Origin of the sequence: Paenibacillus sp. FSL H8-0315 (assembly GCF_038005365.1) — a bacterium.
GTDB classification, from domain to species: domain Bacteria; phylum Bacillota; class Bacilli; order Paenibacillales; family Paenibacillaceae; genus Paenibacillus_AQ; species Paenibacillus_AQ odorifer.
The window spans coordinates 4350128-4366523 of the sequence record NZ_JBBOTA010000001.1; the positions used below are offsets into that span (position 1 = coordinate 4350128).

Here is a 16396-nt window from a genome sequence, read left to right on the forward strand (position 1 = left end):
AATGCCTGTATATGAAAAGCTAGTGCGTGACGGCATCCCCGATTTGATAGCTTCTCAAGGTAAAGATTTTAACACAAGGATATTAGAGTCCAAAGAATACATAACTGAACTACGCAAAAAATTGCAAGAAGAGTCGAAGGAATATTTACAGGCAGCAAGTGATGAAGAAGCTCTGGAGGAGCTTGCCGATATGCTGGAAGTGATTCAGGCTCTGGCGGAGACACATGGGAGCAATAGCGTGGAGCTGGAGAAGCAACGTGCAGAGAAAGCTAAACGTCGCGGTGGATTTAAGAAGGGGATATATCTGATTGAAGTGGAAGGAGAATAACGGGGAGATTATTTTTCCGCACAAGGAGGGTAAAACGTTGTTCAAAACCAAACTGACGATGATCTTAAGCAGTGTGGTGGCCTTGATTCCTGTAGCTATTTATTTATTCCTTTATTCCAAAATGCCGGATACCGTGCCGATTCATTATGATGGGAACATGGCTGATCGATTTGTAAGTAAAGCTAGTCTGGAGGTTATTTTGCAAAGCGGGCTGGGTTGTTTGGGATTCATAATCATGAAGCTTTTACAGTTCCTTTTGCAAAAAGCGTTTATTCAAAGCTCTAACGAGCACTCAGCGGCCTTGAGCAAGATCTGGAATATTGCTATTTTGGTGGTGACGGTGGTGTTTGCTGGCATCAGTTCCTATACATTCATTAGAATGGTCTGATAGAATTAAAGAGACTTAGCAGAAGGATTAGGAGGAACATGCAAATGAAAATGGACAACGCTTACAAGGTGAGATGGGGAATTATTAGCACAGGCTGGATTGCTCATCAATTTGTTACTGATTTGGCGCATGCCAGTAATGGTGTGGCTTATGCCGTTGGGTCAAGATCTCAGGAAAGTGCCGATGAATTTGCTAAAAATCATGGAATTCCGCATGCCTATGCAACCTATGAGGAATTGCTGAATGACCCAAATGTAGACGCGGTATATATTGGAACGCCGCATCCTTTTCACAAAGAAAATGCTTTAATGGCGCTGCGTGCAGGCAAAGCTGTCCTGTGTGAGAAACCTTTTACCGTAAACAGCGGTGAATTGGAAGAAGTTGTGGCCTATGCTAGAGCACATAAGCTATTCCTGATGGAGGCAATGTGGAGTCGCTACATCCCGGCGATTGTGAAGGTTAGAGAATGGATTGCTGAGGGTAGAATCGGTGATGTTCGTTTGGTGAAGGCAGACCTAGGGTTTCGTACCGACTGGAACCCGGAAGGCAGATTGCTGAATCCGCAGCTGGGCGGGGGGGCGCTGCTGGATGTGGGGATTTATCCGGTTTCTTTTGCCTCCATGGTGTTTGGACCTCATCCTGAGTCTATTTCCAGCACAGTGCACATAGGTGAGACTGGAGTGGACGAGCATTTCTCGATGCTGTTGTCATATGGTAACGGGAAAACCGCTTCGTTGAACGGTGGTATTCGTCTTAACATGTTGGAGGAAGCGCATGTGTTTGGCACAGAAGGCCGTATTATTGTAGAGGGTACATTAGTGAACCCGAAATCGGCTGCGCTTTATATAGGAGATGAGAAGATAGAGAGCTTTGCAGATGACCGAGCTTCTATTGGATATTGTTTTGAAGCGGAGGAAGTAGGACGTTGTCTTCAGGCAGGGCTTACAGAGAGTCCGGTGATGACATTGGATGAATCGTTAGCGATTCTGAAACTGCTGGATCAAGTGCGTGCACAGTGGGGGCTTAAATACCCTGGAGAGTAATTAAAATATAAATTAAACACCCCTCGGCGCAGTGCTACACAAGTAGCTCCGAGGGGTGTTGTTATATTAACTAAGCTGCGCTAGTTCTGATTATTGGCGTTTTTGCCTGCCTGAACCCAGCCGGCCACTTCAACGGTACGCTTCGCTTGATGAAAAACAGCGTCACGGATCCGATCCTGATCTTCGATCATTTTACCGTCTCCATCTACACTGACACTTGTTCCGTAAGGGTTGCCTCCCGCACCAAATGTGACTGGATCGGTATAACCGGGTGCTGCAACAATGGCTCCCCAGTGATACATCGACGTATAGAGTGCCAAAATCGTAGCTTCTTGTCCACCATGCGGGTTCTGTGCTGAGCTCATGGCGCTGACGACTTTGTTTACTGTTAGTCCTTTGCCCCAAATGCCACCGGTTGTATCAATGAACTGCTTCATCTGGGAAGCAATGTTACCGTAACGGGTTGGGGAACTGAAAATAATCGCATCCGCTTCGACTATATCGTCGGGTGTGGCGACTGGGATATCTTTTGTTTTTTCAGCTAGGGCTTTCATGGCTGGATTTGCTTGAATTTTGTCCTCGGGGACCAGTTCCTGCACCTTCAGCAGTTTTACCTCAGCTCCTGCTTTTTCTGCGCTTTCCGCGGCCCATTGTGCTAGCTGGTAGTTAGTTCCTGTGGCACTGTAGTAGATGACAGCTAATTTGATTTTTGACATGCTGTAGTCATTCCCTTCGAGTGTAGTTCCATACTATTAATTACCCTAATGGTGTCTTTATAACCCAGAATGAAATCAATCTATTCGAACTGGACAGACAGATGTCCACTTTGCCTGTGTATACTAAGTTCAATCACAGGAAATGAGGGAGAATGGATGAATACTTATTTTGTAGAGAAAGCAAAAATGACCTTGGCGGGGGTTAGCATACGCACAACTAATGAAGCAGAAATGGGACCTGATGGAGGTTTGTCGCAGCTGTGGGAAACTTATTTTCAGAGTAATGTTGCGGGGCAGATAGCTACGGTAAATCCTGAGTATATCTATGCTTTGTATACGGATTATGAGAGTGATGCGAGCGGAGCGTATACCGTTGTGATCGGGCATGAAGTAGCTGAGGAGAGACATATAGAGGAAAGGCAGCTAGAGGAAGGCGAGCTAGAGGAAAGCCAACTAGAGGAAAGCGAACTAGAGGAAAGCGAGCTAGAGGAAAGCCAACTAGTGGAAAACCAGTTCACCTATGCGGCTGTACCGGAGAGCAAATACATGGTTTTTAAGACGAAAAAAGGTCCGGTATTTGAAGTAGTCGCGCAAGCGTGGGGGGAGATTTGGGCGTACTTTAAGGAGTCTGGGGAGGTAAGAACTTACACGGGGGATTTTGAGATTTATGATTCACGGAATTTTGACCCTGCTGACACGCAGGTTGAGATTTATATTGCGATTGAATAGATAGGGGAAAAATGGCTTTAAGTGCTTAGTGGGTTAAGTGCTTAAGCGGGAGATTTTTTAGGGAAAAGTGTTATAGGAAGTGTTATAGAAAAGTGTTTAAAGGGATGTGTTTTAAAGGGAAAAAGGGATTTAAGGGAGTTGCTTATGATAGTAGTATCAAGCAGCTTGCGAGAGAAAGGGGGGCTGCCGAGAGGCAGTCCCTATTTTTGCTGACGGCCAGGTACCGGGGAGAAGGGTTACTTGACGGTGGAAGAGAATATAAACAGCTTAAAAGAATACATACATCTAAAAAGAATATATACATCTAAAAAAATATGTACATCAGTAAAAAATAATGAACAACGACTCTTATCTCATATGGGGATGTGTTGTTAATCCTTGCTGAGGCTTGCATTTAGGCAGACGGGGGGAGACATAAGAGAAGCCCTAGAATATATATACTTAACTAATATGTCTGCGGAAAATTGTACGGTAAAAATCCCGTAGATTTGCTGGATTGGGCAGAAGTGGCGGGGATGTACGGTAAAAATCCCGTAGATTTGCTGGATTGGGCAGAAGTGGCAGGGACGTACGGTAAAAATCCCGTAGATTTGCTGGATTGGGCAGAAGTGGCGGGGATGTACGGTAAAAATCCCGTAGATTTGCTGGGTTGAGCCAAAGTTGCGGAAATGTACGGTAAAAATACTCTACATCAGCTGCATAACGTCGAATTAGTCAGAAATAAGAGCAAAAGTGCCCTACATTAGCGGCATTGAGCTAAAGTAGCAGGAAAGAGAGTCAAAAATGCCCTACATTAGCGGCCCGAAGCTAAAGTAGCAGGAAAGAGAGGCAAAAATGCCCTACATTTGCTCCACCGAGCCAAAGTAGCAAGAAAGAGAGGCAAAAGTGCTCTACCTTAGCCGTCCCAAGCCAAAGTAGCAAGAAAGAGAGACAAAAATGCCCTACATTAGCGGCCCGAAGCTAAAGTAGCAGGAAAGAGAGACAAAAATGCCCTACATTAGCCGTCCCAAGCCAAAGTAGCAAGAAACAAAGGCAAAAATGCCTTACATTTGCTCCACCGAGCTAAAGTAGCAGGAAAGAGAGACAAAAATGTCCTACATTAGGCGCCCCGAGCTAAAGTAGCAGGAAAGAGAGTCAAAAATGCCCTACATTAGCCGCCCCAAGCTAAAATAGCAAAAAAGAGAGACAAAAATGCCCTACATTAGCCGCCCCGAGCTAAAATAGCAAGAAAGAGAGTCAAAAATGCCCTACATTAGGTGCCCCAACCCAAAGTTAGTTTGCTGGAGGAGCTAGTGGAACTGTTATTGTTAGTGGAGTTAATGCGCTTAAGGAACTGATCCAGTTGGTGTAACTAACGGAGTTGATAGAGCTAATGTAACTGTAGAAGTTAATGTAGTCGGCAAAGCTAGTTAGTTAAGCAAATGTGGTTGATGGAACTGAGGTGATTGGTGGAGCTGCTGGAGTGCTGGAGCTGCTGTAGTTCATTTAGTTCATGTGTTCATGTAGTTCATGCAGTTCATGGAACTCATTGAGTCGGCGGATCCGATAGAGTTGAGTAGAGATGACCAATTAGCCAACACACAAATATACAGAAATGGAGAATGCCAAATGGGAAAGCAATTTACCGCTATACTACCTGTACATGAAGAGTTTATTCTTCGGCAGCACCTTTTTTTCGTAGGGTCAGCGCCGCTTTCAGAAGATGGGCATGTTAACCTTTCGCCGAAGGGACATGATTGTTTTCGGATATTGTCTCCTAATCAGGTGGCCTATCTAGACATGACTGGCAGCGGTAATGAGACGAGCGCGCATCTGCTGGAAAATGGAAGAGTGACGGTTATGTTTTGTGCGTTTGAGGGGCCGCCTAATATTTTAAGACTGTATGGAACAGGGGCTGTGATTTTGCCTGAATCAGCAGAATGGGAAACACTGTCCCCTTTGTTTACATCTCTGCCTGGAGCTAGACAGATCATTTTGATAGATGTTCATAAAGTACAGACTTCCTGCGGATTTTCGGTCCCATTCATGAGTTATGCGGGTGAGCGGGATACGTTGCAGCGTTGGTCTATCCAAAAGGGCGAGGCAGGGCTGAGAGAATATAGACAAGAGAAAAACACAAAGAGTATAGACGGGCTACCCACACCTCTTGGACAAAAAAACTGACCAGAGAGGATCTCCCATACTCATGGTGGGTAGAAGGAAGGCACAAACCATAGGGTTGCTTACTCAAGTCATTAAAAGTTGTCTGCTTCGAATAGGGATGTACATCCAAGTCGTTCAAAGTTGTCTGCTTCGTATATGTACACCCAAGTCGCTATAGTTGCTTGACTACTCATTATAAATGTTCACTAGGTGGATACAGTGTATGCTATAAACCATTACATCCGATCTCATTAGGCAAAGTAATAAGCTAATTGAACGCAACAAGTAATCCCGTAATCCGTAATCCGTAATCCGTAATCCTGTAACCTGTAATCCCGTAATCAAAAAAATGAAGGACATAAGGGTGACGATTCATTTGGCATCCCATTGGAGGGTTTTTTAGAGTGTCCTTTACTATTTAATAGTCTATAAAAATTATGGTTTTTACTGTTATTTCTATCATCGCATGCTCAATTATTTAAACTTATAATGAAGGCGATGGGATGGGCTGCTTTTCCATCAATCATCGTTTACATTCTCATGTAGAAGTTATTTTACGTAGATTAATAAACGGACAAAGGAGATACAGCATGCTGCCATCACTCGCATTTCTTAAACGTCAATTAGAGGGGATTTTACGCAATAAATTTGCACAGGGGCATCAAACCTCGGGTTATTTAGCCAAGCTGGAACAGCTTCCCGCAAGCTATGATGCCTATCTGGAATTCGCTCATAGCTTGGTGGCCATTCCAATGAGGGACAATTGGCCTTACTATGAACCAAACGATTTACAAGAGATATGGCAGGAATGCGATCCGGCACGACCTTTAGGCCAAGTCGGAATCCTGAATCTTAAGGATAGCTCCAAACGTGTAGAGGCGGGATTCCTCGCTTCAGTCTGTGGTTCAATGCTAGGCAAACCGATTGAGGTAAACCCCAGCTTGTCGGAATTGCGTAAAGCTTTAACTTCTGTAGGGGAATGGCCACTGAATGATTACATTTCTGATGAAGTTCTCCATGCTTTGGATCGTCGACATTGGTCTTGGTTTGAGACGACGCGGGGGCGAATTCGTTATGTGGCACCTGATGATGATATCAATTACACATTAATGGGAATGATGGCGTTAGAACAATTTGGCGATGGTTTTACGAAAAGAAATTTAAGAGATTTATGGATAAATCATCTTCCGATAAGTACTACTTGGGGGCCGGAGAGGACCATCTTGCTTCGATCGGGGATTAGCTATTTGGAGCATGATAGAGAACTATTCAATCATTCTGAAATAGAGGCTTGGCCCGACTTCATGGTGCAAGAAACAGAACTATGCGGAGCAGCGATTCGCGCAGATGCTTACGGTTATGCCTGCCCCGGTCAACCCGCTCTTGCCGCTGAGCTAGCTTGGCGTGATGCAAGTTTTACACATCGCCGGACGGGGATCTACGCCACGATGTTCATCGCCGCTGCGATTGCAGTTGCGCAAGTACTGCGCGATCCTATTAAAATAATAAGTACTGCACTGCAATTCGTACCTAGAAGGAGCCGATTCTATGAGATTACTCAGGATTGCCTGCAGAGGGTAGCGAATGCAGATAACTGGCTGGAAGCTTATCAGAGCATCAACCATAAGTATGCAAATTATGGTCACTGTCAGGTTTATCAGGAAATAGGTACCTTAATTAATACATTTCGATTTGCAGACAATGTCGGTGACGGGATATGCAAGCAGGTGATGCAAGGCAACGATACGGATAGTTTTGGAGCAACAGCAGGCTCTCTGCTCGGGGTTTATTTTGGTTCTGACAGCCTGGAAACAAGATGGCTTGAGCCTTTCCAAGACCGGATTCATACGGGATTATCTAATTTTCATGAGCAAAAGCTATCCCGTTTGGCTGAGCGGATGGGGCGTTTGCCAGAGCTGTTGCATACTCACCAACATCGAATTGAACCCAGCGAGCTCTATGTAAACGAGAACACCGATTTAAACCTTTGAATTTGATTTCATCAAAAAATGGTTAAGTGGAACCTATATAGAAGTGCTTTAGAAATTAAAAGTGCCAATTGAGTAGCTGAGTAAAAGTCACCGTGCTTAATGCAATACGACATTATCCCGTAACAGGTTACTTTTTGATTTTTTTCATCTATCCATAGACTGCTAGTACATGGAAAAAAGACACCAACCCCCGGTTAGTGTCTTTTTGTCTAGCAACAGGTACTGCTAACAATGGCAAATTTGCTTGAAGATGTTACATCAAACGTAGATCACATAAGGGATGATGCGTAACCAATGGTGTGAAAGCGTCTAGAGCAGATTACTTGAAAGTTCAATGGTTTGTTAAAAACATCCACAATAGGTAAATTAACGAGACCTAGACTACAGGATAATTACGAATGATTAACGAGCTATGTGATCTTCATGGCATTACGTACCTATTAACCATCGAAGCGCTGTCCAACGCTAGTTGCTATAAGTGGTGGAGCTTACAGGATCGTCGAGCCGACACAAAGACAAGGTTATCCCGTATGCCGTATCCCGTATCCTGTATCCCAAATCCCTACCGCCCAAAGCTCATGCTACCTACGGATTCCACTATAAACACAGGCACATATTGCTCGCCCATGTCTGTTCCAACGAGCTCATATCCATTCTGATATTGGCCACTAACTAACGCGTTACCTGTAACGGAACCCACTTCTCCTTGGAGCAAAATATAAATCCCATCCGAGTAAGCAAGACTATTGCCGAAGTTATCTACGATGATCTCACAATGAAAAGAGACCTTTTCAAAAGGATGAGTGGTAAGATCCGCAGCTGAGATTACAGCATACTCCTGAACAATCTCCGCGAATTGATAGCTGCCGTCTACTTTACGGTAAAGTGCCGTTTGCCCGTCAACACCGTCTCCAAGATCCGCATTAGGCACGAGAATAGAGTCATCCGGCTGCAGTTCATAACTATCACCAGCTAAAGAAAATAACTGCGAAATACCATTCGATTTCATCTCATATGCTGTGAAAAGGGTGCGTCCACCTTCAACCTCAGATTGGGCTAAAACTACAGGTACACCTGAAGAAGTTGCCAACTGTTCATTAAAAGTAAGACTGCGCAGACTCTCGAAGCGTGGCAAGCTGTTTCCAGTTAATGTGACCACATTGTCGTCGTTATTCATCGCGGCATAATAGAGCACGCCACTATTATCCGTCCCGGCAACGATCACTTTTGTGCCCAATAGTCCTTTGCGGGAGATGACGTTGTTGTATTTGTCTTGCTCTTCACCGCCAGGAAGGAGGCGAACAGGCTCTGCGATATTCCAAGCCAGCCTAGTAGCGGCAATGTTTGTCGAAGTATCTTCTAGCGGGGCAAGATCTCCGTATAATTGTATCGCTTCAGCATATTGACCTTTAGTTGTCAGACGTTTGGCGTTTTTTAGTAGCTTAGCCTTACTAGTATCGATCAAAGTCAGCACCTTGGATGACGTGATGCCTGCCGATCCTGCAAAATTACGATAAGCTACAGCATGCCCAGCAAAAGCTGTGATATTGTCACCTTCAAGATCTTTGTTCAGGATGATCTTCCCGCTGCTTTCTGCTTGTTGAAGTACCCAAGGAGCTTCGTAATTATGCTGGCTATAAGCACTCATCAGGGACAGGGTGCTTTCCAGCATGCCGGTAAAGTTTCCTGCTCCTGCTAAGGATTTTAATATAGCTGTGTCATGGCTTTTAAACTTTGAGGCTAGTAAATCCTCTTTGGAAGCTGCACTTCCATAATAAGCATCAGGAATCTGCAAAAGATTCCATTTGAAGTTCTCTTCATTACTCACCCCTCCGCTCTGGTTCTGGGCAAGATCGGCAAGGAACTGCTCCTTAAACTGACGGAAATAAGAGGTGAACTGGTCTGAAATGCCTGAGGCCGACGATAACTGGCGATAATAGGATTCATAGGGACCGCCTGGCTTCATATATGTAGCTTTTAAACTGAGCAGAGCTTGATAGCTTTTCATAAATCCGGCAAAATCCTTGGTCGCTGCTTCCTCCTTAGTAGAGGCTACCAAATCATTCAGAACTTTGCGGATGTCTGTGATTGGAGCTAATTCATCCAGACGTTTTGCGACTCTTTCTTCCTGGTAATCAATGGAATAGTTGGCCGCTGCTTGACGGTACTGATCCTCTGCATTAATCAGATCCCCGGCAGCGTAGAGACGGTCGGCTTCTTTGGTGATTTGTATTTTATCTGCGATGAGAAAAACCTTCTGTCCAAGCAGCACAAGCATGCATATACACAAAATGATCATAAAGTTTCGCAGGGTTATTAATTGTTTGAACGTCATATAGAGTAGCCTCTTTTTTCAAAATATAAGAAAGCCTAAGAAAGTATAAGTTTCACGGTATACATCATCCTTATATTTCTTTGAGAAACGGTTGGTTGTCATCAATAAGGATGTTTGCTTTATATTGGTTCATCTTAGCTTTCAGGTCTATTGGACCTCCGGGTCCCAGCGGTATTTGGCTTCACGAATGTCAGCTACCCTGAGGTCTAAGCCGTTCCAAGGTTCATCGGGATTCGCAGCAATGAGTTTGGACAACCGCAAGAAACGGTCCTTGGGCAGATCTTGCACGTATCGGCCAATCATATTGGAGTAGAGCAGGGCATAACGCTTCATTCTTACCGCCGCTCCTGCAACGCTCGTAAGGATGGTTAAGCCGTTAGCCATCTGGCGAATCTCCACTTCATAGTTCTTCACGTAGCGTAGTGTACGATCCTTAATGAGATCGGGACGGACTTTAGCGATCTCGCCGATATATTCGGCTAGCAGTGGTTCGAAGTCTTTTAGAAGAAGCTGCTCCAGTTCTAGATCCATATCCTTGCGGAGTAAAAATCCATGCAGCAAAGCCACTCGCTGCCGCGCGATCCGGTCGCCGCGAAGCAGGATGGAGAGCTCGCGCAGCTTCTCATAGGCAAGAACATCATCCTCACGGAGTACGGAGACAGCTTCCTGACGGTTGACCTCCAGCCCTTCCTTGATGATGCCGATCCCACGACCAAGCAGCTCATTGAGAGAACGAAGATTCTCGTTCTGCCTTACTTTTCGCTGCGTATAGTACAATAGTCCAGCAAGCACAAGACCACCGGCACCACACAATATCATTTGTTGGATGCTATTTCCAAAATAGACAGAGGCTAGTGTGAGCAGTAAGATGAATAGTAGGCGGGTATGCATCTTCCGTCTGGCTAGTGATGCTGCGTGCTGCTCTACAGCAATAAGTGAGGCTCTGCCACATTTTCTACAGCGGTCTTCGCCAAGAGCGGTATACCGCCCGCAGTGGCGACAGATGCGCAGCTTGTCATAAGCGTAACGAGGTGCCTTGAAGGGCCGGAAGGTAACGGGTCTTTTCTTATTCACGGCCTTTATCGCCTCCGTTCAAAGCGGCTAGCAGTCGATCGTTAATATCATCACGTGTCAGTGGTTTGCGCTGATGTGCGGCATAAATGGAAATCTGAATTACGGCAATTAGGAACGTAATCCCAAGAATGACGTATGAAATCATGGAACAATCCTTTCTCATGGACGCTCTGCAGTCCAGATGGCTTTTAGAATGATAATCTTCTATGCATCAATGCACTGGGTCCGGCGGTCCTAAAGTTGAAGTTTACAAGGTTTAATTATATCATAATGGCATGCTATTTACAGATTTTAGCGATAGTGCTGAACCTGTCATATGTGCCTAATATAACACAAGAGGAGCCCTATTTATGCTTCGTAAATATCAAAGTATTAGAACAACCAAGACTCTCTTTCTACGTATCTTTCCGGCATTGCTCCTGGCTCTTTGTCTAGCTGCCTCGCCTTTTGCAGCTGTTAAGGCCTATGCGGCAACGTCGGCGCAATCTCACATTGACGCTGTGCTTCTTATTGATGTCAGCAACTCCATGAAGACTAGTGACAAGAACAAAATCGCCAACGAAGCGATGAAAATGTTCATAGATATGTTATCCACCCAAGGTGATAAAGTAGGTATTGTTGCCTATACCGACAAGGTGCAACGGGAAAAGGCCCTGCTGCAAATTAGCTCGGAGAGCGATAAGCAGGATTTGAAGGATTTTATTGATGGTTTGGACCGAGGAGCTTACACCGATATCGCTATTGGCGTAGAGGAAGCTGTAAAGGTTCTGCAGAATGGAAGTGACCCTTCCCATGAGCCTATCATTGTAATGCTCGCTGACGGCAATAACGATTTCAACAAAGCGACAGGCCGGACGCAAAGTGAATCAGATAAAGAGCTGAAGGCGGCCGTAGAGGTTGCCAAAAAGAATGGCTATCCCATCTATACCATTGGACTTAATGCAGATGGCAAGCTGAATAAACAAAGCCTCGCCGACCTGTCCAATGAGACGGGTGGTAAAGCATTTTCGACGGACTCAGCAGACGATCTGCCGCAAATCCTGAGTGAGATTTTTGCCAGCCATTTGAAGCTGAAGGTAGTGCCTGTGCAGTCGATTACTGCAAATGGCGATTATCAGGACGTGACCGTCAACGTGCCTAACGGCAGTGTTTTGGAAGCCAATATCTCAATTATGTCTTCACAGCCTGTGACAGCGAAATTAACGGACCCGTCAGGGAAAGAAGTTGCGATCCCCTCAAACAATGTCCTGCTGTCCAAGTCTTCTACTTATAGCTTGATTAAGCTACTGTCACCGCAGGAAGGAGATTGGAAACTTCAGGTTAAAGGTGTGCCAAAGGATAAGATTGATATTAATCTAGTCTTTAACTATGACCTGGAGCTTAAGATCGATGCGCTGCCATCAGCAACCTATAAAAAGGGTGATAAAATCGACATCACCTCGCATCTGTTCAGCAACGGTACTCAGGTAACACTCAGTAATTTGTATCAAGATATGAAGGCGGTACTGCTTGCTACAGATATTGATACAGGTGATGTGCAAGAAATCGAACTGGATAACTCCGGAGCTGTCTTCAAGGGTACATTTGAGGTAAAAGAAAGCCATAACTACGAGTTGAAGGTACGGGCAGAGGAAAGCAGCTTTTATCGGGAAAGTGCACCTGTCCAGATCAGCGCGAAGACAGGCGGAGCAGCAACAACAGCACCTTCTACAGGGACTGGCAACGAAGAACCCCTGAAGGAAGCCTCATCCAAAACCCTGTATTACATTATAGGGGGCATTCTTTTAGTGCTGGCAGCGGGTGCAGCATGGTATGTGCTGAATAAGAAATCGGCACGTGGTTTTGTTGGACAGCTGGTAGTAGAGGTTAAAGACAGCAATACGGGTGAGAAGACCTACCCACAATATAAGAAGCTTGCAGGCTTCAAGGGCAAGTTCACCCTTCATCAGCTGCTGCAATTGGCGCCTGAACTGAAGGAGAGCGAAACTGTTATTTTCACACCGGCTAAGAATGACCGATTGCTGTTACGCAGCGGAGAAGGTGTTACTGTGGAGAGATCCGGACGTGCTGCGGATGCTTCGCGTGGTCTTGAACTGAAGAGTGGGGACCGCGTTTCAGTATCTCTACAGACGGTAGATAAGACGATTTATCTGGAATATTTAGTATAGTAGGCAATGGCAATGTATGCCGCAGAAACAGTTTTGCTGCAAGATATCTGAAGTACAGCTTCCGCAAAACTTTTAGGAGGATAAGCATATGAAACCAGTAGTAAGAGAGCATATACAGCAATTGGATGTATCACTAGGCGGCGGGATTGTCAGCGATAAGATCAGGGTGGATACGATTGATAATCCGATCCTGATCATTGGACTAGGCGGCACGGGCATTGATGCCCTGCTGCGTCTTAAATATCAGATTAACCGCCGCTTTAAGCTGCCGGAGGATCCGATATCCAAGAAGAAACGGGACAAGCCGGATAATGTGGAATTTCTAGCTTTTGAGACGAATGAACAGGATCGTGGAAAAAAATACAAAGGCATTGGGCTGGACCCGCAAAATGAATTTGTACTGTTGGCGAATGCCGAAATCGGCGGATTGTTGCAGAACCGCAGTATCCTCGATTCCTATATTACGGATTGGCTGTCACCTGAGCTGAGTATTACAGATGGTATGAATGGTGCTGCTGGTGTGCGGCAGGCTGGACGTCTGCTTTTGTTCACCAAGATTAATCAGGTTGTAGGCGCGATTGATAAGAAGATCAAGACGTTATCCGTAGGCACTAACAAAAAGCTGATGGTCTTTCTGCTGACAGGTCTGTCGGGCGGTACAGGCAGTGGGGCTTTCTTGGATATTGCCTATATCGTGCGCGGTATTATTGAACGTGACTATGGATCAGCCGGTATTGACCGTGTGAACACGCTGGGTTATCTCTTTACACCTGACGTGAACCTGTCTAATAAAAGTCTAAGCGAGCACACGCGTGAATATATTCGCAAGAACGGTTATGCAGCGCTAAAAGAGCTGGATTACTGGATGAATGTGGACAGTCGTGGTGAGCGGTTCCAGCAGCAATACGGTAATATTTTGACGGTAAATTCACCGCTGCCTCCATTTAATCTATGTCATTTGATCTCTGCAACGAATACCGAGGGTAAGCTGCTGGAGAATGCGTACGATTACTGTATGAACGTAACGGCGGAGAACATCACGAACTTTATGGCGAGTGAAGAAAAACAGTCTGGTGAAGAATTCGCCATCCATGACTATATCAGTAATATCCGCACCAACATTGCGCAGATGAACAAGACCTACCCAGCTAACTATGAATACAACATTATCGGTGCCTCGTCCGCTGTGCTTCCGATTGAGGAAATGACGACTTACCTGGCTTTCCGCTTGTTTGATAAAATGGAAAAAATGTTCCAGCAGGCGCCAGGTCAAGAGGATGTAGAGAAATTCGCACGTAAGCTTGGAATTGATCTCGACAGTATGATCAAGACGTTTGAATCCCGTGTGCCTGAGCCGTTGCCAGGCTACGAGAACAGCGAACGCTTGAGCCATGCCAATGTTGTTAAGAATCAAGTGGTAAGCATGGATACAGAGCTGGAGCAGAACTTCCTGGCTCGTGCCCGTGAAGAATATATCAAATCGAAAAAGCAGCTGCCTGGCGAAATTGTGGGACGTTTCAGTGAAGAGCTGGAGCGCATCTTCCTGCATCCAGAGCAAGGGCCGTTCTACGTTTCCCGCTTGCTGTATACCGAGAAGGGCTTCTGTATTTTGAAGCTGATTCAGTCTTATATTGAGGCTTTACGTGAAAGCTTGTTGCGTTTGCCACGTGATATTGAGACAGCGCAGGACAGTGCGGATGAGAAGCTGAGCGATGCCCGCAGTGCTTTTGTCTCCAAAGAGAAGAAGAAAAATGCCTATATTGAGGCTAAAATCAATGAGTATTGGCTGCACGCCGATGTAGAACGCACTGAGCAAATGATTCAATTTTACGAGGACTTATATGAGCTCTTAAACGATGAGAACAGCCGGATTTACGGTGTGTTTACAGAGATTCTTAGTGCGCTTAGCTCGATTTTTGCCAAGAACGGGGACATCCTTATCAATGGCGAAGAGCAGGCAGACTATAAAGGAAACAAAACTTATTATTGGAACATTGTGAACGTGCCGGATATTTCGGCGACCATCTCCAAGATCATGGATCAGAAGGACGGCGACGACCTGATTCGTGACTTCACCCGTGAAATGCTGAAGCATTCCGGACGTTGGGTCAAAGAGCAGGAGATTGATATCGTTCGCTCAATTTCGGAATTCCTTAGCGATAAGTTTGGGGATCTGATTACCCGTTCGATGGAGGATTTCCTTGTGATGAAATTCGGCCATGAAGAGCCGCTGGATAAATTCGTTGAGCGGATTATTGCCGGTAAATTGGACGAAGAGGCTGTGCCTACCTTCCACCTTAGCAATAGCTCGGGTAGCTTACATTTCCCATCATGGGGTTTCGTTTCCGTGCCTGTTAAAGCGCCGGGTATCCTAAAAGGGATTCGTAATTATCAGAATAATGCGCTTGGCAAATCGCAATTTACGATCAAGGAAAGCCAAGTGAAAAATCGTATTTTCTGGCTTAATACACGTAATGGTGTGCCACTTTTCGTATACACGCCGCTGCGGGTGTTTGAAGAGAACTATGAGCGGACCATTCTCGACAAGGAAGGGATCGGCCGCCATCTCGTGATGACGGATAAGAACAACTGGACGTACCTGCCTTCTCCGATTCCAGAAAAATCATGGGGCGACACTTACGTCAATTCTCGTGTACGTGATTATAACGCTAGAGTGCGTGCAGACTTTGCAAAAGCGCTGGCAAGTGGAGTCATTATTGAAAAAGGTGTAGATGAGAACACAAGTAACAGATATTCTGTTGTGTTCACCAAACCTTTTGATCTGGACGCCATTTTGAACGGTTTCGATATGCAGCTGCAATCTACACGCCCAAATCTCGGTGAAGTGAAGAAGGCGGTTGATGAGCTGAAGAGCCTGCGTGAGAAGGGCTTGGAGCGGGAAGGCATTAAAGATATCTTTGGCAGCATCAACAAGGACATGGCGCAGGAGAATCTCATTCGTTCACCGCAGCTGATTTCACGTGTTCGTGTGGAGCTGGCTAAATATGCTGAACTGACTGCCAAAGCCGCTGAGCTTGAAGGTGTGCTTCATCAATATCTGGACGAAGATAAGTGGATGGATCAGTTCATTGAAGCTTTGTATACGGACAGCATTATCAAAAAAGGCGCACTCTACGTTTATGACCGTGATGAAGAAGAGGACGCTTGGGAGCCGTTTGCTAATTTGATGAAAGAGCGCAGCTACGTAGAGTATGCCGTGTATCGGCACTTCCGGGAGCTGGATGAGAAGAGCCGCAGCGTACTGCTGCGTAAGGCAGCACGTCGTGCAGGTGAAATGACTGCCGCTGAAGACGTTACCCCGCTGCTCTATAAGCTGGAAGGACTGTATGTATCATTCCTGGAAGCACGCGATAGCTTGGAGTACGAACGGGTAGAGTATGAGAGCGGCGATGAGATGTACGGATTCTACAAGAGCATGACTAGCAAGCTCGGCAGTATCCGCAGAAAGTTGAAATAGGCCT

General features: G+C 45.6%; 13 protein-coding genes. 9 read left to right on the forward strand and 4 right to left on the reverse strand.

The genetic code is table 11. From position 1 onward, the window contains the following. Position 1: 1 nt before the first annotated feature. The 3 genes from MHB56_RS18890 to MHB56_RS18900 are packed head-to-tail and all read left to right on the forward strand — an operon-like array spanning position 2 to position 1759. Positions 2–328: a nucleoside triphosphate pyrophosphohydrolase gene (locus MHB56_RS18890; protein WP_076129598.1), complete on the forward strand. Its 327-nt coding sequence runs from the start codon at positions 2–4 to the stop codon at positions 326–328. A gap of 37 nt (positions 329–365) precedes the next feature. Then, entirely contained in the window at positions 366–716 is a 351-nt protein-coding gene (locus MHB56_RS18895; RefSeq protein ID WP_081387265.1) for a DUF1648 domain-containing protein, read from the forward strand. Positions 717–760: 44 nt separating this feature from the next. Beyond that, a complete protein-coding gene (locus tag MHB56_RS18900; protein WP_445667747.1) occupies positions 761–1759 on the forward strand; it encodes a Gfo/Idh/MocA family protein in 999 nt (332 codons plus the stop codon). An 80-nt stretch (positions 1760–1839) separates the two neighbouring features. On the opposite strand, the gene wrbA is transcribed toward MHB56_RS18900, so the two are convergent. Continuing rightward, a complete protein-coding gene (gene wrbA, locus MHB56_RS18905; RefSeq protein ID WP_076138996.1) occupies positions 1840–2475 on the reverse strand; it encodes an NAD(P)H:quinone oxidoreductase type IV in 636 nt (211 codons plus the stop codon). A 156-nt stretch (positions 2476–2631) separates the two neighbouring features. On the opposite strand from wrbA, the gene MHB56_RS18910 reads away from it, so the two are divergent. The 4 genes from MHB56_RS18910 to MHB56_RS18925 all read left to right on the forward strand — a co-directional run bounded on the left by MHB56_RS18910 (position 2632) and on the right by MHB56_RS18925 (position 7337). Further along, positions 2632–3204, forward strand: coding sequence for a GyrI-like domain-containing protein (locus MHB56_RS18910; protein WP_341088557.1), 573 nt, complete (start codon positions 2632–2634; stop codon positions 3202–3204). A 464-nt stretch (positions 3205–3668) separates the two neighbouring features. Continuing rightward, positions 3669–3857 (forward strand): hypothetical protein, encoded by a 189-nt coding sequence (locus MHB56_RS18915; RefSeq protein ID WP_341143876.1) that lies wholly within the window; start codon positions 3669–3671, stop codon positions 3855–3857. A 955-nt stretch (positions 3858–4812) separates the two neighbouring features. Beyond that, positions 4813–5367: a pyridoxamine 5'-phosphate oxidase family protein gene (locus tag MHB56_RS18920; RefSeq protein ID WP_248547935.1), complete on the forward strand. Its 555-nt coding sequence runs from the start codon at positions 4813–4815 to the stop codon at positions 5365–5367. Between the two features lie 569 nt (positions 5368–5936). After that, entirely contained in the window at positions 5937–7337 is a 1401-nt protein-coding gene (locus MHB56_RS18925; protein ID WP_341143877.1) for an ADP-ribosylglycohydrolase family protein, read from the forward strand. A 562-nt stretch (positions 7338–7899) separates the two neighbouring features. On the opposite strand, the gene MHB56_RS18930 is transcribed toward MHB56_RS18925, so the two are convergent. From MHB56_RS18930 to MHB56_RS18940, 3 genes are all read right to left on the reverse strand, one after another. After that, positions 7900–9672, reverse strand: coding sequence for a hypothetical protein (locus MHB56_RS18930; protein ID WP_341143878.1), 1773 nt, complete (start codon positions 9670–9672; stop codon positions 7900–7902). Positions 9673–9819: 147 nt separating this feature from the next. After that, positions 9820–10746 (reverse strand): hypothetical protein, encoded by a 927-nt coding sequence (locus MHB56_RS18935; protein WP_076282103.1) that lies wholly within the window; start codon positions 10744–10746, stop codon positions 9820–9822. Next, the gene (locus MHB56_RS18940) at positions 10739–10891 is read right to left on the reverse strand and encodes a hypothetical protein (protein WP_155986556.1); all 153 of its coding nucleotides are present in this window, start codon (positions 10889–10891) and stop codon (positions 10739–10741) included. Before MHB56_RS18940 ends, MHB56_RS18935 begins: the two co-directional genes overlap by 8 nt. Positions 10892–11096: 205 nt before the next feature. On the opposite strand from MHB56_RS18940, the gene MHB56_RS18945 reads away from it, so the two are divergent. Beyond that, the gene (locus MHB56_RS18945; protein WP_076185016.1) at positions 11097–12914 is read left to right on the forward strand and encodes a vWA domain-containing protein; all 1818 of its coding nucleotides are present in this window, start codon (positions 11097–11099) and stop codon (positions 12912–12914) included. An 88-nt stretch (positions 12915–13002) separates the two neighbouring features. Continuing rightward, on the forward strand, positions 13003–16392 hold the full coding sequence (locus MHB56_RS18950) for a tubulin-like doman-containing protein (RefSeq protein ID WP_076194441.1): 3390 nt from the start codon (positions 13003–13005) through the stop codon (positions 16390–16392). The last annotated feature ends 4 nt before the right edge of the window (positions 16393–16396 follow it).